At 64.1% G+C, this 22,238-nt stretch carries 19 protein-coding genes; 6 read left to right on the top strand and 13 right to left on the bottom strand.

The window, feature by feature from the left end; translation table 11 throughout:
- Positions 1–18: 18 nt before the first annotated feature.
- The 4 genes from ACIQUS_RS15095 to ACIQUS_RS15080 all read right to left on the bottom strand — a co-directional run bounded on the left by ACIQUS_RS15095 (position 19) and on the right by ACIQUS_RS15080 (position 4,469).
- Positions 19–927 carry an NAD-dependent epimerase/dehydratase family protein gene (locus tag ACIQUS_RS15095; protein ID WP_403048132.1) on the bottom strand — a complete coding sequence of 303 codons (909 nt, stop codon included), beginning with the start codon at positions 925–927 and terminating at the stop codon, positions 19–21.
- An 88-nt stretch (positions 928–1,015) separates the two neighbouring features.
- Positions 1,016–1,750, bottom strand: a complete 735-nt coding sequence (locus ACIQUS_RS15090) for an SDR family NAD(P)-dependent oxidoreductase (RefSeq protein WP_403048131.1) — start codon at positions 1,748–1,750, stop codon at positions 1,016–1,018.
- 41 nt (positions 1,751–1,791) lie between these two features.
- Positions 1,792–3,219: an APC family permease gene (locus ACIQUS_RS15085; protein ID WP_403048130.1), complete on the bottom strand. Its 1,428-nt coding sequence runs from the start codon at positions 3,217–3,219 to the stop codon at positions 1,792–1,794.
- A gap of 386 nt (positions 3,220–3,605) precedes the next feature.
- Positions 3,606–4,469: a diguanylate cyclase domain-containing protein gene (locus ACIQUS_RS15080; RefSeq protein ID WP_403048129.1), complete on the bottom strand. Its 864-nt coding sequence runs from the start codon at positions 4,467–4,469 to the stop codon at positions 3,606–3,608.
- Between the two features lie 241 nt (positions 4,470–4,710).
- Here ACIQUS_RS15080 and ACIQUS_RS15075 point away from each other — a divergent pair, with 241 nt between their 5' ends.
- Complete coding sequence (locus ACIQUS_RS15075; protein WP_403048255.1) at positions 4,711–5,631, top strand: acetoacetate decarboxylase (ADC); 921 nt, start codon at positions 4,711–4,713, stop codon at positions 5,629–5,631.
- Between the two features lie 222 nt (positions 5,632–5,853).
- Here the strand turns inward: ACIQUS_RS15075 and ACIQUS_RS15070 are convergent, their stop codons facing one another.
- From ACIQUS_RS15070 to ACIQUS_RS15035, 8 genes are all read right to left on the bottom strand, one after another.
- The gene (locus ACIQUS_RS15070; protein ID WP_403048128.1) at positions 5,854–6,141 is read right to left on the bottom strand and encodes a DUF3303 domain-containing protein; all 288 of its coding nucleotides are present in this window, start codon (positions 6,139–6,141) and stop codon (positions 5,854–5,856) included.
- Positions 6,142–6,328: 187 nt separating this feature from the next.
- Complete coding sequence (locus ACIQUS_RS15065) at positions 6,329–7,645, bottom strand: MFS transporter (protein WP_403048127.1); 1,317 nt, start codon at positions 7,643–7,645, stop codon at positions 6,329–6,331.
- Between the two features lie 90 nt (positions 7,646–7,735).
- On the bottom strand, positions 7,736–8,953 hold the full coding sequence (locus ACIQUS_RS15060; RefSeq protein ID WP_403048126.1) for a fumarylacetoacetate hydrolase family protein: 1,218 nt from the start codon (positions 8,951–8,953) through the stop codon (positions 7,736–7,738).
- Between the two features lie 26 nt (positions 8,954–8,979).
- Positions 8,980–10,038 carry an Ldh family oxidoreductase gene (locus ACIQUS_RS15055; protein WP_403048125.1) on the bottom strand — a complete coding sequence of 353 codons (1,059 nt, stop codon included), beginning with the start codon at positions 10,036–10,038 and terminating at the stop codon, positions 8,980–8,982.
- A 16-nt stretch (positions 10,039–10,054) separates the two neighbouring features.
- The gene (locus ACIQUS_RS15050) at positions 10,055–11,635 is read right to left on the bottom strand and encodes an aldehyde dehydrogenase (NADP(+)) (RefSeq protein WP_403048124.1); all 1,581 of its coding nucleotides are present in this window, start codon (positions 11,633–11,635) and stop codon (positions 10,055–10,057) included.
- A 36-nt stretch (positions 11,636–11,671) separates the two neighbouring features.
- On the bottom strand, positions 11,672–13,297 hold the full coding sequence (locus ACIQUS_RS15045; RefSeq protein ID WP_403048123.1) for a UxaA family hydrolase: 1,626 nt from the start codon (positions 13,295–13,297) through the stop codon (positions 11,672–11,674).
- A gap of 163 nt (positions 13,298–13,460) precedes the next feature.
- Complete coding sequence (locus ACIQUS_RS15040; protein ID WP_403048122.1) at positions 13,461–14,426, bottom strand: LysR family transcriptional regulator; 966 nt, start codon at positions 14,424–14,426, stop codon at positions 13,461–13,463.
- A 34-nt stretch (positions 14,427–14,460) separates the two neighbouring features.
- A complete protein-coding gene (locus ACIQUS_RS15035) occupies positions 14,461–15,378 on the bottom strand; it encodes a LysR family transcriptional regulator (RefSeq protein ID WP_403048121.1) in 918 nt (305 codons plus the stop codon).
- Between the two features lie 130 nt (positions 15,379–15,508).
- On the opposite strand from ACIQUS_RS15035, the gene ACIQUS_RS15030 reads away from it, so the two are divergent.
- The 3 genes from ACIQUS_RS15030 (at position 15,509) to ACIQUS_RS15020 (ending at position 19,444) form a co-directional block, all read left to right on the top strand.
- Positions 15,509–16,822 (top strand): L-fuconate dehydratase, encoded by a 1,314-nt coding sequence (locus ACIQUS_RS15030; RefSeq protein ID WP_403048120.1) that lies wholly within the window; start codon positions 15,509–15,511, stop codon positions 16,820–16,822.
- Between the two features lie 65 nt (positions 16,823–16,887).
- A complete protein-coding gene (locus ACIQUS_RS15025; RefSeq protein ID WP_403048119.1) occupies positions 16,888–18,186 on the top strand; it encodes an MFS transporter in 1,299 nt (432 codons plus the stop codon).
- Between the two features lie 79 nt (positions 18,187–18,265).
- Positions 18,266–19,444, top strand: coding sequence for a GGDEF domain-containing protein (locus tag ACIQUS_RS15020; RefSeq protein WP_403048118.1), 1,179 nt, complete (start codon positions 18,266–18,268; stop codon positions 19,442–19,444).
- Between the two features lie 9 nt (positions 19,445–19,453).
- Here the strand turns inward: ACIQUS_RS15020 and ACIQUS_RS15015 are convergent, their stop codons facing one another.
- On the bottom strand, positions 19,454–19,897 hold the full coding sequence (locus ACIQUS_RS15015; RefSeq protein WP_403048117.1) for a hypothetical protein: 444 nt from the start codon (positions 19,895–19,897) through the stop codon (positions 19,454–19,456).
- Between the two features lie 149 nt (positions 19,898–20,046).
- Between ACIQUS_RS15015 and ACIQUS_RS15010 the strand changes: the two genes are divergently transcribed.
- Both ACIQUS_RS15010 and ACIQUS_RS15005 read left to right on the top strand, forming a co-directional pair.
- Positions 20,047–20,787, top strand: coding sequence for a Mut7-C RNAse domain-containing protein (locus ACIQUS_RS15010; protein WP_403048116.1), 741 nt, complete (start codon positions 20,047–20,049; stop codon positions 20,785–20,787).
- 129 nt (positions 20,788–20,916) lie between these two features.
- Positions 20,917–21,618 carry a tRNA (adenine(22)-N(1))-methyltransferase gene (locus tag ACIQUS_RS15005; RefSeq protein ID WP_403048115.1) on the top strand — a complete coding sequence of 234 codons (702 nt, stop codon included), beginning with the start codon at positions 20,917–20,919 and terminating at the stop codon, positions 21,616–21,618.
- Positions 21,619–22,238: the final 620 nt, after the last annotated feature.

Below are 22,238 nucleotides of genomic sequence, written 5' to 3'. Positions count from 1 at the left end.
CAACGACTGCGCCCGCGATCAATACTCGTGATCCTTCAGCCAGTCGGAGTAATGGCTGAGGCCTTTTTCCAGCGACCATTGGGCGCGATAGCCCAACTCTCGCTCGGCAGCACTCAGGTCCCATTCCCCATGCCGATCCAGATGCCAGTAGCCATCGCCCACTTCGATACGCGCATCGGGAATGATTTTGCGGATGACGTCGATGGCTTGATGCAGCGTCCATGAGCGGTCACCGGCGATATTGAATACCCCTCCCTTCAGGTCGCGGGTGTCAGCCGCCATCAGGACGGCGCGCACAACATCTTCCACGTGGATGTAGTGGAATCGATGATCGCCGCCAGAAGGCAAGGAGAAGGTTTCACCCCGATGAACTGCTTTCAGGATATCCCGGAGGATTTGCGGCATTTTATTTTCAGGGCCATACACTTCGGCAATCCGTAGCGAGATCACTTCCATGCCATACAGCTCATTGTAAACCCGGCCAAAATGCTCGGTGGCCAGTTTGGTCACGCCATAAGGCGTTGTCGGATAAGGCGGTGTCTGCTCATTGATAACACCCTCGAAATGCCCGTACACCGTTTCGGATGAAAAGTTGACAAATTTCTTGATACCCGCCAGTCGCATTGCCTCAAGCAAATGGATGGTGCCCTCGATGTTAGCGGCCACGGTGGTGATGGGCAGGTCTATGGACAGATCGGGATGTGACATCGCCGCGGTATGAATCACGCGAGTGACGTCATATTTCTTGATGGTTTTGACGATCCTGGGGATATCGTACAGTTCACCCTGTACCGGCGTCATGAACTCGGTCCTGGTTTCCGAGTAGTCACGATTATAACTGATGACATTGACGCCTTGTTCGCTGAGTTTCTTGGTCAGGTACCTGCCAACATAACCTAAACCACCGGTGATCATCACTGCGCTCATGTTGTATCCTTTTTATTAGTAGAATAAGAGCCACTTAATGGACGGCTTGACTCATGGCTGCATGGGATTGAAGTAGCCAGACATCCAGCTAGATCGCCGCCCCGCCATTGGGACTGACCACCTGCCCCACCATGTAATCTCCCGCCGGCCCTGCCAGCGCTTCGACCATGGCTGCAATTTCGTCGGGCTTTCCGAAGCGCTTCAACGGGATAGTCGCGCGCGTCTCGTCGTTGTATTCGATGGTGTCGTTGACCAACATGTCGGTTTCGATCGGCCCCGGTGCCACTGAATTCACCAGTACGCCGCGTGGGGCAACTTCCTTGGCCACCGCTTTGGTCAGCGCGATGACCCCGCCCTTGGAGGCGCAGTACGCGGCATAAGTCGCAAATCCAATGAGTCCCAACTCGGAACTGATGTTGATGATCCGCCCCTGACCACGTGCCAGCATGCCCGGCAAGACCGCCTGCATGCAGGCCCAGGTCCCGCCGAGATTGGTACTGATCATCTGCTCCCACTGCGCCCAGGTGGTTTGCTCGACCGTTGCCGAGACCAGTCTCCCGGCATTGTTGACCAGTACATCGACCCTGCCGTAGCGGCGCTGCGCTTGCTCGATGATGCCGGCCGCGGCTTCGGGTTGACTGACATCGGCTTGAACGGTGATCCCGTCGCCGCCGTTGTCCTGGGCAATGCGTATGACGGCGTCCAGTTGATCCTTGTCGTCGAAGTAGTTGAGGACCAGATGATCGCCACTTGCAGCAAAGCGCTTGGCAATGGCTAGCCCTATGCCCTTTCCTGCGCCGGTGATAACGACAACACGCTTCATAGGTTCTCCCGTTATTGTTGAATGAACGTCGCGCGTGGAAATCAGGATTGTTGAAACTTGGAAAGTACCGGCTTTCTGGAAACACGCGATTGCCATACCAGAATCAGTACACCGGACAGTATCGTGAGCGCGCCAAGGTACCAGGCGGTGTATTGATCTTCTGGCGATACCGGATTGGCACCGGCGGTATAACCGATGTATCCCAGGACAAGCATGGCGAGTGCCGCAGGCAACGACAGTACCAGCGCGATACCCGGACGCTGGCGGCGGAACGTCATGACAATAAAGGCGGCGATAGCGGCCATATAGGACATCACCAGCGTGATGGTCACGACATCGTAGTACCAGGAGATTTTATCCAGCGGTTTCCACCACAGCAGTGCAATGGCAACGGCCGAGACGATCACGCTGGAGAGCCATGGCGACTTTGCCTTGTTAACGACACTGAGGGCTTGCGGCAGGTGCCCTTCCTCACTCATTCGATACAGCGTGCGGGCAGCCGCACTCGAAGAAATCTGCAAGCCGGCGCAGGCCGAAGTAATCACGACGAACAAGGCAATCCAGGCCAGGGCCGGTGGCAAGTAGACGTTCGCCACCGCTGCGATTGGCCCACCGTTGCCGTCCTCGATAATGGCCGCCAGTTTCTCCACCGGCACGGCATACTGCCAGCCGATAGCCGCAAGGGTGTAGATCACGAAGGCGGACGTCAGCACCAGCAACATGGAGCGTTGAATCGTTCGAACGGGGGTCCGCGACTCCTCGATGTAGTTGATCGCAGAGTCGAAGTTGGCCAGCATCCACACGCCGAACAGCACGCCTGGCCCGATGACCGACCAGCCCTCCAGCCCTGATGGCGTATACATGGAGACAAGCGACAGGTCAGGAACCTGAGGGTCGATGATGCCCATCAGCCCGAGCCCGGCGACCACACTGATCTCGAAAATCAGGAAAACACTGGCTATCTTGGCCGTGGCATTGACCCCCTTGCAGGAGATGGCCAGGAACGTCAGCACCATCGCTGTGCCAATCAGTTTGGCGTTGAGCGGACTCGCCAGGGCCGGGAACAACGCCTGAATGTATTCGGTTCCGATAATTGCACACATGGCCATTACTGCCGTGCAGGCAACAGCGTATGCCCAGCCGAGGATGGTCCCGACGCGGGTATGGAGAAAACGCGATGTGAATGTAAAGACCCCACCAGCCGACGGTGCCTGGCGAGTGAGGGAAATCATGCAGAACGCCATGACCAGCATGGGAAAGAAGTAAGCAATCAATATGGCCAGCGGCGCATGGTGGCCCGATATTGAGTAAAGAATCGACATCGAGGAGGCTGCAATCCAGCCGGGGGCATTGAAACCAAGTGCTGAAAACGTCACATCCCTTGTGGTCAGGGTCCCCTTGTTTAGCGCGGTATCAAGCTCACGAACAGTTCCGTCACGGTCATAGCCGATGATTTCGTAGAAGTTCATTTTTCAGGCTCTGATTAATAGCTATAGAAGATGTTGTAGCGCCCACGCATTCGGACTGAATCGAGCGCCGTTCTTATTATTCAACTAAGCAAATTACAGATGCTCAAAACCAGAGCAAGCCATACACCCGTATACTTGTTCCGATTCGACGTGTAGCATTCTAGTTGTTATTGCCCCCTGAGTATTTGAACTTCAGAATGGGGCCAGTATAGAAACAGCAAAAAAAAATCTACCATCCAGAGTTTCCGATACTTGAATCTGAATTGGCGAAGTAAGTGTTGCCCCGGGCAGGACGAGGTGACGAGCAGGCACGACCCGAGTCGGGGCGAGTGGTTGCCCCATTAAGATTTTGATACCGCTATGTCAAAGATGCCCTGCAGCGTGCATCACCCCACTGCACAACGCTGCCTTTTGATCCGGTACATATCGTCATCGGCATGGCTGAGCAGCGTATCGGCGTCCTCCCCGTCCGCGGGATACAGGGCCACGCCGATACTGCAGGACGGCATGTTGATCGCGCCGAACTCGGCGCCCAGGGGTTCGGCCATGGCCGCGAGGATCTGCGCCACCTTCTCGGCCACGGCCTCCTGCGACGGGACATCGGTCAATAGCACCGTGAATTCATCGCCGCCCATCCGCGCCACCGTATCCGTCTCGCGTACGCAGCTTTCCAGCCGTCGGGCAATCGCACAGAGCACCCGATCGCCCGCCGCATGGCCATGGACATCATTGATGCCCTTGAAGTCATTGATATCCAGAAACAGCAGCGCCAGCGTATGGGTGTGCCGGTGCGCCGCTCGCAACGCCGAGCCCAGCCGATCATTGAACAGTAAGCGGTTGGTCAGGCCTGTCAGCGGGTCATGGTGGGCCAGGAAGCGCAACTCCTCCTCGGCCTGCCGCAGGGCCGTCACGTCACGCGCGACACCGATGCGCGCCCCCACCTCTTCGGACCAGAAGGCCGCCCAGAGGATGTAGACGACGCCGCCATCCTTGCGGACATAGCGGTTGCGAAAATCGACGTGGGATTGACCATTCATCACCCGGACGATGGAGGCCCGCGTGACCGCCAGGTCGTCGGGGTGGATGTAGTCGGTGATCGGGGTGCCGGTCAGCTCCTCGGCACGGTAGCCGAGCAGCGCCTCACAGGCATCGCTCACGAACACAATCTGGTTATCCCTGTCGACCACGAACACCGTGTCCAGCATCAGGTGGATCAGTTTGGGGTACAGCGTTTGCAGGTCAACGGGCATAGGCCAGAACGTCCGGTTCTTTTGGCCTGATCATAGCCCGAGCATGGTGGGGGACGGCAAGGGCTCCTGAAGGTCGCCGACGGACGCTTGACATTAAAGTTGACTTTAACCTTAGGGTAGGCCTCGGCAAGCTAAAGATCCCTGACCGCAGCCCACCCTCTGGAGAGCGTACAACGTGAATTTCGCAAGCGCCGCCGTAATGACAGGAATGCTCCTGCCCCCCTTCGCACACGCCGCAGGCATGCCCGGCCCTGCCGACAGCACGCTGATCGACATCGCCGGTCATCAGGTGCCAGTGCTCAAGGGCGGCCTGTACGACCGTTATCGCTCCAACCCACCCCTGTCGGTGATTGCAGCCGAGTCTCCAGGTATTGACCTGAGTTGGTTCGAGGGACTGGAGAAGCACAAGGTCGACATCGGTTTCGAATCGTATTCGCCGAATTTCTACTACAGGAACAGCCGGATAACGGCGGTCTACACCGCGGACCTGGATCGGCTCCGGGCGCTGATCCCTGCCCCGGTGCTGGACAAGGTCCAGCCGCTGCAGGTCTGGCCAGGCCGGGGGCTGGTGGCCTTCACCGCCTACACCTATGACTACTGCGACAATGACAGCTACAACGAAGTGGCCCTGTCGATCGTCACCAACACACCCGGCAACGCCAATCTCGGCCCCGTCTCGCTGATCGGCCAGTCGATGTCGAAGGACTTCTGGGGCTATGTGCTCAAACTGCCGGTCAATACCGAGCTGGCGAGGGTCCGTGGCGTTGTGGGCTACAACCTGCCGAAATGGCTGACGGGTATCAACCGCCGGGAAGCTGAGGGGTCGGTGTCCTATGACATCCTGGACAGCCGGACGGGCAAGGTCGATGTGAGCTTCATGGGGAAGAAACTTACCGACCTTTCCAGTGAAGTCGGCCTGGTGACCAACAGTTTCACCAACCTGGACCACAACGACCGGCTGACCTATGGCTATGCCGTCTCTCGCCAACTCAGCCACACTTCCAGCATGGACGAGGCCTCGGCGACGCTGGTCCTGGGCGACGGCAGCCTGTCGAGCTACATCCGCGCGTTGAAGCTTGGGAAAATGGTGAAATACGAGTACGTGCCTGAGTTCCAGAGTGCGCTCTATGCGCCTAAAACGCTGGTTACCCGGGGCCCGTAGCGGCCGACTTGCCCCGCGATTGAACGTTGCGACGCATCGCGGGGCAAGCCCGCTCCTACAGGCAGTCGATCGCAGCCTCGTACCTCGGCAGCGGCTACACCAATCCCGACAGCGGACCACTGTAGCCGCTGCCGCCAGGCTGCGATCGGGCGCGTAGCGGCCGCAACACCGGCCCCCACGCATCGACCCGATTGCGACTGCTGCGCAACGGAGCGGAATAACTCAAACACTCATCCGGTTAACAGCCGCCTTGAGCAACGGCGCCAGGTGTTCGTCAGTGACCGCTGGAAAGACCTGCACGTTCATCAGATCGCTCCATTCCAGCACCATTTGGAACACCAGGTTCACGTTATCGGCCTCGACCACGCCAAAGCCCTGGCTACTGCCGACGGCATGCCAGCGACCAAGGATCTTCAGACCAGCAGGTGGAGCACCGCCGGTCTGATTGAAGCGGACCATGGCGGCGTTGCGGTTTTCCGTGGCGATGGTCCAGTGAATGATGTACAGCATGGGGCACCTCCCGGTCAGGCTCGGCACCCTTCGCCACGCCCACCTGCAGGGCGCCGAGGCCACAGGCGGGCGGCAGCCATACAGGTGTGTTCATGCCTCGCCAACCACGCCTGACACCAAGGCTTCAACCTATTAGGCATAGCAGAGATTCAGGCGCCAGGGGCAGGTCGAATGCCCGCCCCCTGGGTTACTCGGTCACCGCCGTCATCGCCTCAGGCGCAGGCTGGCTGTTGCCGATCGGTGCCTTGAGCAGCAGGAAGTAGGCCACGGCCGAGCACAGGGCAACAATCGCGCTGATCATGAACGCAGTATTGAACGACCCCGAGTACTGGATGCTGAAGCCGGTGACGATCGGTGCGACGGAACCGGCAATGTAGCCGCCAAAGTTCTGAATCGAGCCGAACGAGGCCACCCGGCGGCTGTCGACGATGGTGTTGACGATCATCCAGGCGGTGGCGCTGGCCATGTTGATGCTGAACAGCGCCAGGCACAGCAGGATGATGCAGCCGGTCAGGCCGGTGACGAACGACAGCGGCAAGGTGAACAGCGCCGCCAGCACCAGGCCGGTGATCACGCTGAACTTGCGGCTGGCCAGGATACTCATGCCCCGGCGCACCAGCAGGTCGCAGAAGCGCCCGGCGACAATGGTGCCCACCGCGCCAAAACCGTAGGCCAGCGATACGACCCAGGCGGTCTTGTACAGGTTCAACCCGTGCTCGCGCTCGAAGTAGCCAGGCAGCCAGGTCAGGTGCAGCCAGAGCATGTAGATCACACCCATGAAGCCCAGTACCGCGCCCCAGGTGCTGCGGTGCTTGAACAGGTCGAGCCAGCCGGCGAAGTACGAGCCCTTCGCTGCCGGCGGGTTGGCCGCCTGCACCTGGGCCTTGTGTTCGCCCGGCAAGGGTTTGCCCTCGGCCGCAAGCTCGGCCAGGTAACGCGCCTTGCTCTTGTAGAACGTCAGCCAGCACAGGGCCAGGACGATGCCGAGCACCCCGGTGATGATGAACATCCCGCGCCAGCCGAAGTTGACCATGAACAAGGTCAGCAAGGGCGGCGCCAGGCATGGGCCCAGGCACGTCGAGGACCAGACGATGCCCGTGGGCGTGCCGCGTTCATTGGCATCGAACCACTCGGACAGGGCCTTGGCCGCCGAGGGGAACATGGGCGCCTCGCCGATCCCCAGCAGCACCCGCAAGCCCATGAAGCCGGCAAAGCTGTTGACCATGCCGAAGGTCGCCTGGGCCACCGACCAGGCCATCAGCGACGCACCCAGGGCGATCTTGCTGCCCAGGCGGTCGATGATCATCCCCATGGGCAACTGGGCGAACGCGTAGGCGATGGAGAACGCCGACAGCAGGATACCCATCTGCGACGGGCTGATCGCCATGTCCTTCTGGATCGAGGTGTTGGCGATCGACAGCGCGCTACGGTCCAGGTAGTTGATGATGCCAATCAACAGCAGGAAGACAACCGTGATGCTTTGATACTTCTTCAGTGTGTTCATCTGATGGCCCTTATTATTATTTTTGCAGCGGTTGCAATGCCCGGGCGATCCTTCACCGGTTACCGGCTCTTCCTTGGGTAATGCAGACAATCAGGGCTGGCGCGCGGTCACGGCGGCGTCGAGCAGGCCACGCCGGCCGAGGCTCTCGATCAGTGCGCGCAGGCCGAAGTCCCACTGCGGCGCCTGGTCGCTGGTCGTGACGCGGTTGCTCAAGGTGCCCAGTTGCGCGTTGCTGATCGCCACCAGGTCGCCCGCTTTGTGAGTGAAGCCACTGCCCGGTTGGTCGCGGTCCTGCTTGGGGGCGAACAGGGTACCGAGAAACAGCACCAGGCCGTCGGGGTACTGATGGTTTTCGTTGAGGGTCTGGCGGACCAGGTCAGCCGGGTCGCGGCTGATCTGGCGCATGGAGCTGCGGCCCTGGAGGATGAAACCGTCCTGCCCTTCGACGCGCAGGTCCACCTCGGCGTTACGCACATCGTCCAGGCTGAAGGTCTCGTCGAACAGGCGCAGCAGCGGCCCGAGCGCGGTCGAGGCGTTGTTGTCCTTGGCCTTGGACAGCAGCAAGGCACTGCGGCCTTCGAAGTCGCGCAGGTTGACGTCGTTACCGAGCATGGCGCCATGGATGGTGCCGTTGCTCGACACCGCCAGCACCACTTCAGGCTCCGGGTTGTTCCAGCTCGACTTGGGGTGAATGCCGATGTCGGCGCCATGACCGACCGCCGACAACGGCTGAGCCTTGGTGAAGACTTCGGCGTCCGGGCCGATGCCCACTTCCAGGTACTGCGACCACAGGCCCTGCTCTATCAGGACCTTGCGCAGGGCTTGGGCCTGGGCCGAACCCGGGACGATCTGCGAGAGGTCGGCGCCGATGCGCTGGGCCAGGGTGTCGCGGATCGCCTCGGCCTTGGCCGGGTCGCCCTTGGCCTGTTCCTCGACCACCCGCTCCAGCAGGCTGGCGGCGAAGGTCACACCCGCCGCCTTGACCGCCTGCAGGTCGATCGGCGCCAGCAGCCAGGGCAAGGATTGATCGCGTCGGTTCGGGTCGCTGTTGTCCAGCAAGGCAGGCAGTTCGATCAGGGCCTCGCCCAGCGGCAGCGAGCGCAGGTACGCCACCGGGTCAGCCACTTCCAGCAGGGCCGAGACAGTCGCCACATGGGCGCTGATATCGTGCACGGCACCGGCCTTGACCAGCACCACTGCCGGCCCCTGCCCTGGCAGCCAGACCCGTCCGACCCAACTGCCGGTGTTGAGCACGGCGGCGTTCTGGTCCAGTTGCAACGGTGCGTTGTTGTTCGAGTGTTTTGTCATGTCTGCACGCCTATGGTAAGGGTCGGTCATTGCGAAAGAGTGGGCTGCTGCAACTGCCCGGCGATCTGGTCCAGTGACTCGACCACGCTATGCGCCAGGCTCACGCCCTCACGCAGGGCTCGCTCGCGCAGCCGCAGGCCGGCCTGGCCGGGCAGGCGCACCGGGCGCTCGGGGTCGAGCGGGCGGCTGGCCAGGATCAGCTGGCCGAGGAAGCTGCTTTCAGCCGTGAAGGCCTCCAGCCCGCCGAAGAAGCGTGGGTCGATGACCACCGTGGTGGCCGAGGCGCCCCACTGGTCTGGGGCATCCTTGCGCCCATGGCCGGCCAGGCCCGAGGTCAGGGCCTCGACCAGGATCGCCAGGGCGAAGCCCTTGTGACCGAAGGCCTGGCCGCCCAGGGGCAGGATGCTGCCCGGCGGGGTGGTGAAGAAGTCACGGGGATCATTGCTCAGCCGCCCGTCGTTGCTCACCAGCACCGGATGCGCCAGGGTGCTGCCGGCATCACGGCACTGGCCGAGCAGGCCCAGGGTGACCGTGGACATGCTCACATCCAGCAGGATCGGCTCGCCGCAGGTCGGAATGCCGGCGGCAATCGGGTTGGGTGTGTAGACCGGGTCGATGCCGCCGTGGGCACACACCAGCCCCACCGACGGGTCGGAGGAATAGACCATGGCCAGCAGGCCACGGTCGGTGAAGGGCTTGAGGTAGGCGGCCAGGCAACCGATATGCGCGGCGCGGCGCACCACGGCGATGCCGATGCCCTGCTCCGTCGCCCCTTTGGCCGCGCAGTCCAGGGCGCGGCTGACGCAATACGGGCCGAGCACGTAGTGGCCGTCGAACAGGGCCGAGATGCCGTTGTTCGAGACCTGTTCGAGCAGCCCGGCGCTGGCCTTGACCTGCCCGGCCAGCATGCCGCCGATGTAGCGGCTGACCAGGTTCAGGCCGTGGGTGCGATGCCCCAGCAGCTCGCCTTCGAGCAGCACCCGGGTCACCACCCGGGCGACCTCGGCATCGGCCCCGGCGGCTTCGAACAACTGCTCGACGTGGGCGGCGAGCCGGAGGGCGTCGTAGCGTTTGACGTCTGTCATGCCAGTGGCTCCGTGATCAGCTCAAGGCCGCGTTGCTGAATGTGCCATCGACCAGGCGTTGGATACCCAGCGGGTTGGCGTTCTGCAGGGCTTCGGGCAGCAAGGCATCAGGCACGTTCTGGTAGCACACCGGGCGCAGGAAGCGGTCGATGGCCAGGGTGCCGACCGAGGTGCCACGAGCATCGGAGGTGGCCGGGTACGGGCCGCCGTGGACCATGGCATCGCACACCTCGACACCGGTCGGGTAGCCGTTGAGCAGCACCCGGCCGACCTTCACTTCCAGCACGCCGAACAGTTGCCCGAATGCCGCCAGGTCCTGCTCGTCGGCCAGCAGCGTGGCGGTGAGCTGGCCGCGCAGGGCCGCAACGGCGCGCAGCAGTTCGGCCTCGTCCTTCACCTGTACCACTACCGTGCACGGGCCGAAGACTTCTTCCTGGAGCAGCTCGTCCTGTTCCAGCAGCAGGCTGACATCGGCTTCGAACAGTTGCGGCTGGGCCTGGTTGCCCTGCTGCGCCAGGCCGCCCAGGTGCTTGATGCGCGGATGCGCCAGCAGCGCCTGTACGCCATGGCTGTAGCTGTTCAAGGTGCCGGCATTGAGCATGGTCTGCGGCGCCTGCTCGGCCATGTAACCGGTCAGGTGTTCGATGAAGGCGCTAAAGGCTGGCGAGCGGATGCCCAGGACCAGGCCGGGATTGGTGCAGAACTGGCCGCAGCCCTGCACCACCGAGGCAGTCAGCTCCCTGGCCATGTGCACACCACGACTGGCCAGGGCCTGGGGCAGCACGATCACCGGGTTGATGCTCGACATCTCGGCGAACACCGGGATCGGTTGCGGCCGGGCCGCAGCCATGTCGCACAGCGCGCGACCGCCCTTGAGCGAACCGGTAAAGCCCACCGCCTGGATGCCCGGGTGCTTGACCAACGCCTCGCCGACGCCGCCACCGAAGATCATGTTGAACACCCCGGCCGGCATACCGGTACGCTCGGCGGCGCGGATCAGCGCCTCGGCCACCCGCTCGGCGGTGGCCATGTGGCCGCTGTGGGCCTTGAACACCACCGGGCAACCGGCGGCCAGGGCGGCGGCGGTATCACCGCCAGCCGTGGAGAACGCCAGGGGGAAGTTGCTGGCGCCGAACACCGCCACCGGGCCGACACCGATGCGGTACTGGCGCAGGTCCGGGCGCGGCAGCGGCGTGCGCGTCGGCAGTGGCCGGTCAATACGTGCCCCGTAGAAGTCACCCCGGCGCAGCACCTGGGCGAACAGGCGCATCTGAGCGCTGGTGCGACCGCGCTCGCCCTGGATACGGGCGCTGGGCAGTGCGGTTTCCTGGCAGGTCAAGGCGATGAAGTCGTCGCCCAAGGCATCAAGCTCGTCGGCGATGGCGTCGAGAAACGCGGCACGGCGTGCCGCTGGCAGGTTGCGATACAGCGCGAATGCGGCGCTGGCAGCGGCCACGGCGTTATCGACCTCGGCCAGGGTGGCCTGGTGGAAGGCGCCGGGCAGGCGCTCGCCGGTGTGGGCGTCAACGCTGTAGACCAGGGTGTCGCCCAGGGCGCTGCGCTGGCCGGCAATGAAGTTGTATCCGCTAGGGTGCATATGCGTTTCGCCTCAAGAAGGTTGCAGGGCTGTCAATCAGGTCACGGCACCGATCTGCCAGGGCACGAACTCGTTCTGCCCATAGCCGTGCTGTTCGCTCTTGCTGCGCTCGCCCGAGGCGATGCGCAGCATTTGTTCGAAGATGTAGGCGCCACGTTCCTCAATGCTGGTGGAGCCGTCGGCGATGCCGCCGCAGTTGACGTCCATGTCCTCTTCCTGGTGCTCGAACACCCGGTTGTTGGTCGCAAGCTTTATCGACGGCGCCGGGGCGCAGCCGTAGGCCGAGCCACGGCCCGTGGTGAAGGCAATCAGGTTGGCGCCGCCTGCGACTTGCCCGGTGGCCGAGACCGGGTCGTAGCCGGGGGTGTCCATGAACACCAGGCCCTGAGCGCGCACGGCTTCGGCGTACTGGTAGACATCCACCAGATTGCTGGAGCCGGCCTTGGCCACCGCGCCCAGGGATTTTTCCAGGATGGTGGTCAGGCCACCGGCCTTGTTGCCGGCCGAGGGGTTGTTGTTCAGTTCGGCGTTCATGCGCTGGCAGTAGTCTTCCCACCAGTGGATTCGGGCGATGAGTTTCTCGCCCACCTCGCGGCTGACGGCGCGACGGGTCAGCAAGTGCTCGGCGCCATAGATCTCCGGGGTTTCCGAGAGGATCGCGGTGCCACCGGCCGCCACCAGGCGGTCGACGGCATTGCCCAGTGCCGGGTTGGCGGTAATGCCCGAGTAGCCATCGGAGCCGCCGCATTGCAGGCCGACCACCAGGTGGCGGGCACTGACCGGCTCGCGCTTGACCTGGTTGGCCCCGGGCAGCAGCGCCTTGACCTGTTCGATGCCGCTGGCGATGGTCCTGGAGGTACCGCCCACGCCCTGGATGGTGAAGGCGCGCAGTTGATCCCCCGCCTGAAGACCCTGGCTGTGCAGCAGGCTTTCGATCTGGTTGGTTTCGCAGCCAAGGCCGATGATCAACACGGCGGCGAAGTTGGGGTGCACGGCATAGCCGGCCAGGGTGCGGCGCAACAGGCCCAGGGCTTCGCCACTGGGGTCGACGGCGCAACCGGCACCGTGGGTCAGCGCCACCACGCCGTCGATGTTCGGGTAGGCGGCCAGTGCCTCGGGGTGGATGTCCCGGCGAAAGTGGTCGGCCACGGCCCGGGCCACGGTCGCCGAGCAGTTCACCGAGGTGAGGATGCCGACATAGTTGCGGGTGGCGACCCGGCCATCGGCGCGCACGATGCCCTGGAACAGCGCTTCGCTGGCCTGCCCCGACGCAGACCCGGTAGGAGCGGGCTTGCCCCGCGAGGGTGATATGACCGACACCCCGCCATCGCGGGGCAAGCCCGCTCCTACAGCATCGACGCCAAAGGCATAGTCACGGGCAAAGTCGCCCATCTGTACGTTGTGCACATGCACGTGCTCGCCCGCTTCGATGGCCTGGGAGGCGAAGCCGATGATCTGCCCGTAGCGGCGTAGCGGCTGGCCCTGCTCGACGCGCTGGGTGGCGACCTTGTGCCCCGAGGGAACCGGCTGGCGAACGGTGACGGCTTCGACTTCCAGGTGCAGGCCTTCGGGCAGCGCCTGCCGTGCGATCACGACGTTGTCCAGGGGGTTGAGGCGGATCACGGCAGGGTCGCAGGTAAGGGTGCTGGCAATCAGTTGCATGGGACCTCTCAGGGCGGTGCGGCTGACGTCTTGTTATGGCCACGCCCGTGCTTGCCGGGCGAATCTGCGATAACTCTAAGGAGCCAGGCGCAACATTCCCAATGAGATGATCCGATCACGCGATAACCTGAAGTTATCGCTACCGCTTAACAACCCGCGTTTATCAATCGCTTGCCCCGCCCTCCCCGGCACGGCGCTGGCGGGCGAAATCGAGCAGGATCTCCACGAAATCCCGGGCAGAACCGGTGGGCGGCTCGTCCTTGCGGGTGATGATGCCGTACTCCAGTGGCGCCAGGTGCAAGGGGGTCTGCAGCTCCCTGAACTGGCCGCTGGCGAGCTGGGCGGCGACCATCGAGCGCGGCAACATGGCGATCATCGGCCCCGACTGCAGCAGTTGCAGGAACATCGGCATGGAGATGGTATCGATGCTGTCGGCGGGCGTGGCGATGCCGGCGACCCGGAAGGCCTGCTCCAGGCGCTCGCGAATCGGCGTGCCCAGCGGGTACAGCACCCACGGCCAGTCGCCCAGGGCCTCAAGCGGCGTGCACTCGAGCTGGTTCAACGGATGCTCGCGGTTGACCACCAGGCTGAAGGGTTCAGGCTCCAGCGCCTGGAAGTCGAACTGCTGGCTGAAGCGTTCCTCGGTAAAGCGGCCGATCATCAGGTCGAGCTTGTTCTGCTCCATCATCGCCAGCAGGTGGTCGCTGGAGTGTTCCACTACTTCGATCGACAGCAACGGGCTGCGCGCCTTGATCGCAGCGATGGCCTGGGGCAGCACCACGGCGGTGGCGGCGAAGATCCCGCCGACGCGGATGGAACCATGGCCGCCCTTGCGCAGCCGGTTGACCTGGTCGACGAACTGCTGCGAATCGGCCAGCGCCCCCTGGGCGTAGCGCACCACGTACTCACCCAGCTCGGTGGGCGGCATGCTGCGTGGCAGTCGCTCGAACAGGGCGAAGCCGAACTGCTCCTCCAGGTCACGCAGCATCTTGCTCAGGGCCGGTTGGCTGAGGTTCATCCGCGTGGCGGTGGCGTGCATGTTGCGGGTGCGCGCCAGGGTGTCGATCAGCACCAGGTGCTTGAAGCGGATCCAGTTGCAGAAACTGGAATGGGTAATGTCCGACGGCATCAGCAGGCGGCCTCTTGAAGATGAAAGTCCATGGCTATTGCGCCCGCAGGTAATCAAGCAAGGTGTCCAGGGCCACCGAGCGGGGCCGCGAACGCAAGGTCAGCAGGCCCAGGTTGACCATCGAGATCGGCAGCTCCACCGGCAGGATGGCAACCATGGCGTAGCGCGCATAATGCTCGGCCACATCGTTGGGTACCACCGCAATCATGTCCGAGGCTTCGAGCATGGCCGTGGTGGCAAGGATCGAGGCGGTCTCGACGATGTCCAGCGACTGCACCATGCCGCCTGCCTGAAGGGCGCTCTCGACCCGGCGGCGCATGGGGCTGCCGATGGGGTGCAAGATCCAGGTCAGCTCGACCAGGTCGGCCAGCGCCAGCGCCGGGGCTGCCGCCAGCGGGTGATCGGCACGGGCCACCACGCGCATCGGCTCGTTGCTGTCGAGCAGTTCGATGTTCAGGTCCTGGCTGTCACCCTGGTCCGGCAGGCGCCCCACCACCACGTCGAAATCCCCGCGCAGCAGCGAAGGCAGCAAGGTGTCGCTGGTGCCGACCTCCAGGGAGATGCGCACCTTGGGATGGTCGCGCTTGTAGGCCAGCACGGCGCGGGTCAGCAGGCCCGGCACCGGCCCCATGACGCTGCCGACCCGCACCAGCCCCGAGGCACCCCGGGCAAGTTCGGCGATCTGCGCCTGGGCGTGCTCGAACTCGTGCAGCGCGCCCTGGGCGTAGCGGATCATCACCTCGCCATAGAGCGTCGGTTGCATGCCCCGGGGCAAGCGCTCGAACAGGCGCACACCGAGACGGTCCTCCAGTTGCTGCAGCAACAGGCTCGCCGCCGGCTGCGTGGTGTGCATGGCCGCTGCGGCGCGGCGCAGGTTGCCGAACTCGCCCAGGGCATTGAGCAGGGTGATCTGGCGGCTGGAGATCTTCAGCGCGCCCAAATTGCGGGGCACCTGCGGCGGATCGTGCGGACTCAACGACATATCAATTCCGATATACCTGCTTAGGATTTGGCGATTATGCCTGTATCGCTCGACAACCTACAGTCAGGGCTCCCAGAGGTCACCCCAACAAGAGCCCGCCATGAGCATACGCATTACCCACCTGAGTGTTCGCGACATCCGCTTCCCCACTTCGCTGTCGCTGGACGGCTCCGACGCCATGAACAGCGCCCCGGACTATTCGGCCTCCTACGTGGTGCTGCACACCGATGCTGCCGGCCTGGAAGGCCATGGCCTGACCTTCACCATCGGCCGCGGCAACGAGATCTGCGTGGCCGCGGTGCAATCGCTGGCGCCGATGATCGTCGGCCTGACCCTGGAAGAGATCGTCGCCGACATGGGCGCCTTCTGGCACACCTTCACCGTCGGTGACAGCCAGCTGCGCTGGCTCGGCCCGGAAAAAGGCGTGATCCACCTGGCCACCGCCGCCATCGTCAATGCCGTGTGGGACCTATGGGCCAAGCACGAAGGCAAGCCGGTGTGGAAACTGCTGGCCGACATGACGCCCGAGCAACTGGTGCGCTGCCTGGACTTCAGCTACATCACCGACGTGCTCACCCCCGAAGAAGCCATCGCCCTGCTGCGCCGCCAGGCCCCGGGCAAGGCCCAGCGCGAGGCGCAGATGCTGCGCGAAGGCTACCCTGGCTACACCACCGCACCCGGCTGGCTGGGCTACAGCGAAGAGAAAATGCGCCAGTTGGCCCGTGAAGCGATCGCCGACGGCTGGACCCACATCAAGCAGAAGATCGGCGCCAACCTGGAAGACGACATTCGCCGCGCGCGCATCCTGCGCGAGGAAATGGGCTGGGAACACACCCTGATGATGGACGCCAACCAGGTCTGGAGCGTCGATCAAGCGGTAGAAAACATGCGCCGCCTGGCCGCCTTCGAGCCGCTGTGGATCGAAGAGCCGACCAGTCCCGACGACATCCTCGGCCACGCCGCCATCCGCCAGCGCATCGCGCCGATCGGCGTGGCCACCGGCGAGCACTGCCACAACCGGGTGATGTTCAAGCAGATGTTCCAGGCCGGCGCCCTGGATTTCTGCCAGCTTGACGCCGCCCGCCTGGGCGGGCTGAACGAGGTGCTGATCGTGCTGCTGATGGCCGCCAAGTACGACGTGCCGGTCTGCCCCCATGGCGGCGGCGTGGGCCTGTGCGAGTATGTGCAGAACATCGCCCTGTTCGACTACATCGCCGTCTCGGCGTCGCTGCACAACCGCGTGCTGGAGTACGTCGACCACCTGCATGAACACTTCCTCGACCCGGTGGTGATCCGTCGCGGTCGCTACATGCCGCCACAGCGCCCGGGCTACAGCATCGAAATGCGCGCCGATACCCTGGAGCGCTACCAGTACCCCGACGGCGCGGTGTGGCTGGATATCCGCCGCGGCTGACGACCTGCCCGTGGGTGCCGCCCTGTGCGCGGCACCTGCCAGAACCATTGAACGGGGAAACAACAATGACAATCCTCAACACCGCGACAGCGGCTGCCGCGCCTGCCGTCGCCAGCGAACAACGCCTCAACGGCCTGCTGCTGCGCAAGCTGATGCCGTTGCTCATCGTGGTCTATGTGATGAGCTTCCTGGACCGCACCAACATCGCCCTGGCCAAGGCCAGCATGGGCATCGACCTGGGCCTGTCGGCGGCCGCCTACGGCCTGGGCGCAGGGCTGTTCTTCCTCACCTACGCGCTGGCCGAAGTGCCGAGCAACCTGATCATGCACCGGGTCGGCGCGCGCTTCTGGATCACCCGCATCATGATCACCTGGGGTCTACTCTCGGCGGGCATGGCCTTCGTCCAGGGCGAGACCTCGTTCTACATCATGCGCCTGCTGCTCGGGGTGGCCGAGGCCGGCCTGTTCCCTGGCGTGATGCTCTACCTGACCTACTGGTTCGACCGCGAACAGCGTGCCCGCGCCACCGGCTACTTCCTGCTCGGCGTGTGCCTGGCCAACATCCTCAGCGGCCCGCTGGGCGGGGCCCTGCTGGAAATGGATGGCGTACTGGGCTGGCATGGCTGGCAGTGGCTGTTCGTCATCGAAGGCCTGCCGGCCGTGGCCCTGGCCTACGTGGTGTGGAAAAAGCTGCCGGACGGACCCGCCTCTGCGCCCTGGCTGTCGCCTGCCCAGGTCCAGGACATCGAGCGTCGCCTGAACGTCGAACGCGCTGCCGCGCCGCAGCAAAGCCGTCTGGGGCAGATGTTCCGCGACCGGCAGATCTGGCTGGCGATCGCGGTGTACTTCGTCCATCAGATCACCATCTACACCGTGATCTTCTTCCTGCCCGGCATCATCGGCACCTATGGCGCGTTGTCGCCTTTGCAGATCGGCCTGCTGACCTCGGTGCCGTGGATCGCCGCGGCACTCGGCGCCGCGACCCTGCCGCGCCTGGCCACCACGCCGGGCCGGTGCCGCACCCTGCTGTTCTTCGGCCTGCTGACCATGGCCGCCGGGCTGCTGGTGGCTTCGATGTCCAACTCGTTCGTCGGCCTGATCGGTTTCTCGATGACCGCGTTGATGCTGTTCGTGGTGCAGTCGGTCATCTTCGTCTTCCCCTCCAGCCGCCTGAGCGGCAACGCCCTGGCGGCGGGACTGGCCTTCGTCACCACCTGCGGCCTGCTCGGCGGCTTCGTCGGGCCGTCGGTGATGGGCCTGATCGAGCAGACCACCGGCAGCACCCGCAACGGCCTGTGGGTGATTGCCTCGCTGCTTGTGCTGGCGGCACTGATCAGTACCCGCTTGCGCCAGGGCCAGGAGTGACCGCAGGCGCCTGAGGGACTCGGAAAAACACGCCGCGAACGCTTACAATCGAGTCCCTTTTCCACAAAACAGACTGGCCATGGCGCTCGACCCTCCTACGATGCTGACCCTCTCGATCGCCCTGGCAGCCGCCGCCGGGCTGTACCTGGCGATCGAGTGGCGCAGCATCCGTGAATCTTCACTGCTGTACTGGAGCGCAGGCTTTGCCACCATCAGCGTCGGCTCGACACTCGCCCTGCTGCGCATGAGCGGCCTGCTGCTGATCGGCATCTGGTTCGCCAACGGCCTGCTGGTGCTGGCCCACTGGCTGTTCCTGATGGGCGTTGCGCGCTTCACCCAGACGCGACTGTCCCGCGCCTGGTACCTGGTGTTCGCCAGCTGGTTCGCCCTGCTGCTGTTGCCCGACGGCCAATGGTGGTCCAAGGTCATGCTGCTGGCCAACTCGCTGCTGGTCGCTGTGCTCACCCTCAGGGCCAGCCTGCTGCTGCGTCCCCATGGCAAGTCGCTGAGCATCGGCGCGGTGCAACTGCGCTATGTACTGCTGGCCCACGGGCTGTTCTACCTGGCCAAGTCGTTGGTGGCCGTGGTGCCGGGCACGCTGATTGACCTGGCGGCCTTCCAGGGCCAGATCATCCAGATTTCCCTGGTCGAGGGCACCATGGCGATCATGCTGATCGCCCTGTCGATGACCGGCTCCGAGCGTCACCGCCGCGAGGAACGCATCGCCCGCCTGGCCGCCCGCGACCCGCTGACGGCCCTGTACAACCGCCGCGCCCTGGAAGTGCGCGCACCGCGCTTGCTGGAAGACGTCTCCCCTACCCGGCCCGGCGCCCTGCTGTTGATCGATATCGACAGGTTCAAGGGCGTCAACGACCTGCATGGCCACCTGGCCGGCGACCGATTGCTGATTACCCTGAGCGAAATGATCCGCTCGCACCTGCCCGAAGGCGCGCTGGCAGCACGACTGGGGGGTGACGAGTTTGTCATCCTCCTGAGCAATACCTCCAGCGCGTGCATCACCGCACTGGGCGGCACCCTGCGCGAGCAGTTCCAGCAGGCGGCCGCGCAAGCCTTCACCACGCCTGAAGCAGTGACCCTGAGCATCGGCGCCACCCTGTTCGACCAGCCGCCAGCGAGCCTGGCGGCCCTGATCGAGCAAGGCGATGCAGCGCTCTACGATTCCAAGCGCGGCGGACGCGACAGCATTCGCCTGGTCGACCGCACCCTGGCCAGTGACGAGCCGCTGCGTAGCGCGTGAGTGCCCGGGTCAGCCTGCGCTGATCTTGCCGCAGAACAGCGGACGGCTACCGTCGGCCGGGCTGGTGCTGACGAGCAAGGCATAGTCACCCTTGCTCAGTTCGCCCAACGTCACCGGCGCCTGGGCCCAGAGCCGGGTGCGCGGGGCCATCGAGGGGTAATCGACACTATTGGCCTGGTGGGCCTGGTAGGCCGGTTGGGCGCTCATGTGCTCGCAGGAACCTGAGTAGATGGTAGTGACCAGCCGGCTGGGGACGGCCAGGTCGTGCGGGACGCCACCGACGGTGAGCAGGATGCCGGTCTGGTTGCCTGCCGGGCTGAGGGTGGCCCGGGCGATGTGCTCTGCGTTCTGCTGGGTAGCCTTGAGGGGGACATCGACAATCTCGCCTGTGCTTGCGCAACCGGAAATTGTCCCAACCGCCACTACCAACGCCAGCCAAGGTGTTCTGTTCATCACAGATCTCCTGAGTTGAGGTGCGTTGATTTCGTCCCCCCCATGAAGTCTAGTGGCCAGCTCCGGGTGCGGGATCTGGCCGATGAATGGCTGCCCCACGCCGTCTTCGATGAACTCGCCGATTCCGCCGCCCTGCCATACTGTTGGGCATGACCCATGCCACTTTCCGCTTCTACGAGGAGCTCAACGATTTCCTGCCGGCCGAACGGCGGCGCCAGTCCTTTACCTGCGAGTGCGCGCAGGGGGCGACGGTCAAGCACATGATCGAGGCCCTCGGGATACCGCACACCGAGGTCGAGCTGGTGCTGCTCAACGACGAGTCGGTGGGCTTCGAGCAGTTGATCTTCGACGGCGATCGCCTGGCGGTGTACCCCAAGTTCGAGGCGCTGGACATCAGCCCGCTGCTGAAGGTGCGCTTGCGACCTTTACGGGTGCTGCGCTTCATCGCCGACGCGCACCTCGGCGGGCTGGCCAGCCTGCTGCGCATGAGTGGCTTCGACACGCTCTACGACAATGGCTTCGAGGATGGCGAGATCGCCGGGATCGCAGCGCGCGATGGACGCATCGTACTGACCCGCGACCGCGAACTGCTCAAGCGCCGGATCATCAGCCACGGCTGTTACGTGCATGCCCTCAAACCCTCACTGCAGCTACGCGAAGTGTTCGAGCGCCTCGACCTTGCGCGTAGCGTGCGGCCCTTCAGCCTGTGCCTTCATTGCAACCTGGCGCTGCACGAAATCAGCCCGGAACTGGCCCGCCCGCAAGTACCGCCACGGGTGGGCGCGCTCTATTCGCGCTTCCTGCGCTGCGACGGCTGCAAACGGATCTACTGGGAAGGTTCGCACTGGCGCGGCATGTGTGCCCTGTTGGCACCGCTGCTGGAGCGATAGCCGGGGCAACCGGTACCTTTCGTCCTGTGACTGCGGTCGCATAAAGTTGAAATGCCCGGCAATGCCCGACAGAATCGCGCCCCGATCCGGCCACAGGTGCCGGACCTTGGTGGTGAAAAGGGGTTGCCGTTGAACGAACAGACATTGTCCATGCGCCTGGAGCGCGTGGCGGCGCATGTCCCGGCCGGTGCGCGCCTGGCCGATATCGGCTCGGATCACGGCTACCTGCCGGTGGCGCTGATGCGCCGTGGCGCGATCAGCGCGGCGGTGGCTGGCGAGGTGGCCCTGACGCCGTTTCGCTCGGCCGAACGTACCGTGCGCGAGCTGGGCCTGGAGGGGCAGATCACCGTGCGCCTGGCCAATGGCCTGGCGGCGATCGAGCCGGGCGACGGGATTAGCGCGATCAGCCTGTGCGGCATGGGCGGCGAGACGATCCGCGACATCCTCGACAGCGGCAAGGCGCACTTGAGCGGCCAGGAGCGCCTGATCCTGCAACCCAATGGCGGCGAGCAGCCCTTGCGCCAATGGCTGATGGACAACGGTTACCGCATCCTCTGCGAAGAAGTGCTGCGGGAAAACCGCTTCGACTACGAAATCATCGTCGCCGAGCGCAGCGGGCCGGTGCCGTACAGCGACAAGGAGCTGTACTTCGGCCCGCTGCTGATACAGGCACGCAGCCCAGCCTTCCTGGTCAAATGGCAACGCAGGCTGCGCCTGAAACAGCGGACCCAGACCCACTTCACCCGGGCACGGCAGGCGGTGCCCGAAGAGAAAGTGCAGGATCTGGCCCGGCAGGTACGATGGATCACCGAGTTACTGGCGGCCCCGTAGCCGCTGCCCAAGCCATCGCCGGCGCTGCCGGCTCCCACAAGGAGGCTCGGCATGTCACGGTCGTTGTGGGAGCTACTGTCTTGATTGCCCGATGGTGTAGCCGCTGCCGCCAGGCTGCGATCGGTCGCGAAGCGACCGTAAAACCTGGCGATTTCAGTCTGTCAGTTACAACGAGGTGACCGGGTTGCGACTGCTGCGCAGTCGATCGCAGCCTCGTTCCTCGGCAGCGGCTACACAGAATGACGGCGACCATCGCCGGCTCTTGTGGGCGCTGGCGAAGCTTGCGATCGACCGCAAAGCGGTCGTAAAACTGGCCCGGCAGCTAATCACCGAGTTACTGGCCCGATGGTGTAGCCGCTGCCGCCAGGCTGCGATCGGTCGCGAAGCGACCGTAAGACCTGGCGATTTCAGTCTGTCAGTTACAACGAGGTGACCGGGTTGCGACTGCTGCGCAGTCGATCGCAGCCTCGTGCCTCGGCAGCGGCTACACAGAATGACGGCGATCATCGTCGGCTCTTGTGGGCGCTGGCGAAGCCTGCGATCGACCGCAAAGCGGTCGTAAAACTGGCCCGGCAGCTACGGTGGATCACCGAGTTACTGGCCCGATGGTGTAGCCGCTG

Origin of the sequence: Pseudomonas sp. NPDC090755 (assembly GCF_044769005.1) — a bacterium.
GTDB lineage: Bacteria > Pseudomonadota > Gammaproteobacteria > Pseudomonadales > Pseudomonadaceae > Aquipseudomonas.
The sequence above is the reverse complement of the archived record's forward strand: the minus strand, read 5'-3'. Positions and strand labels throughout refer to the sequence as shown.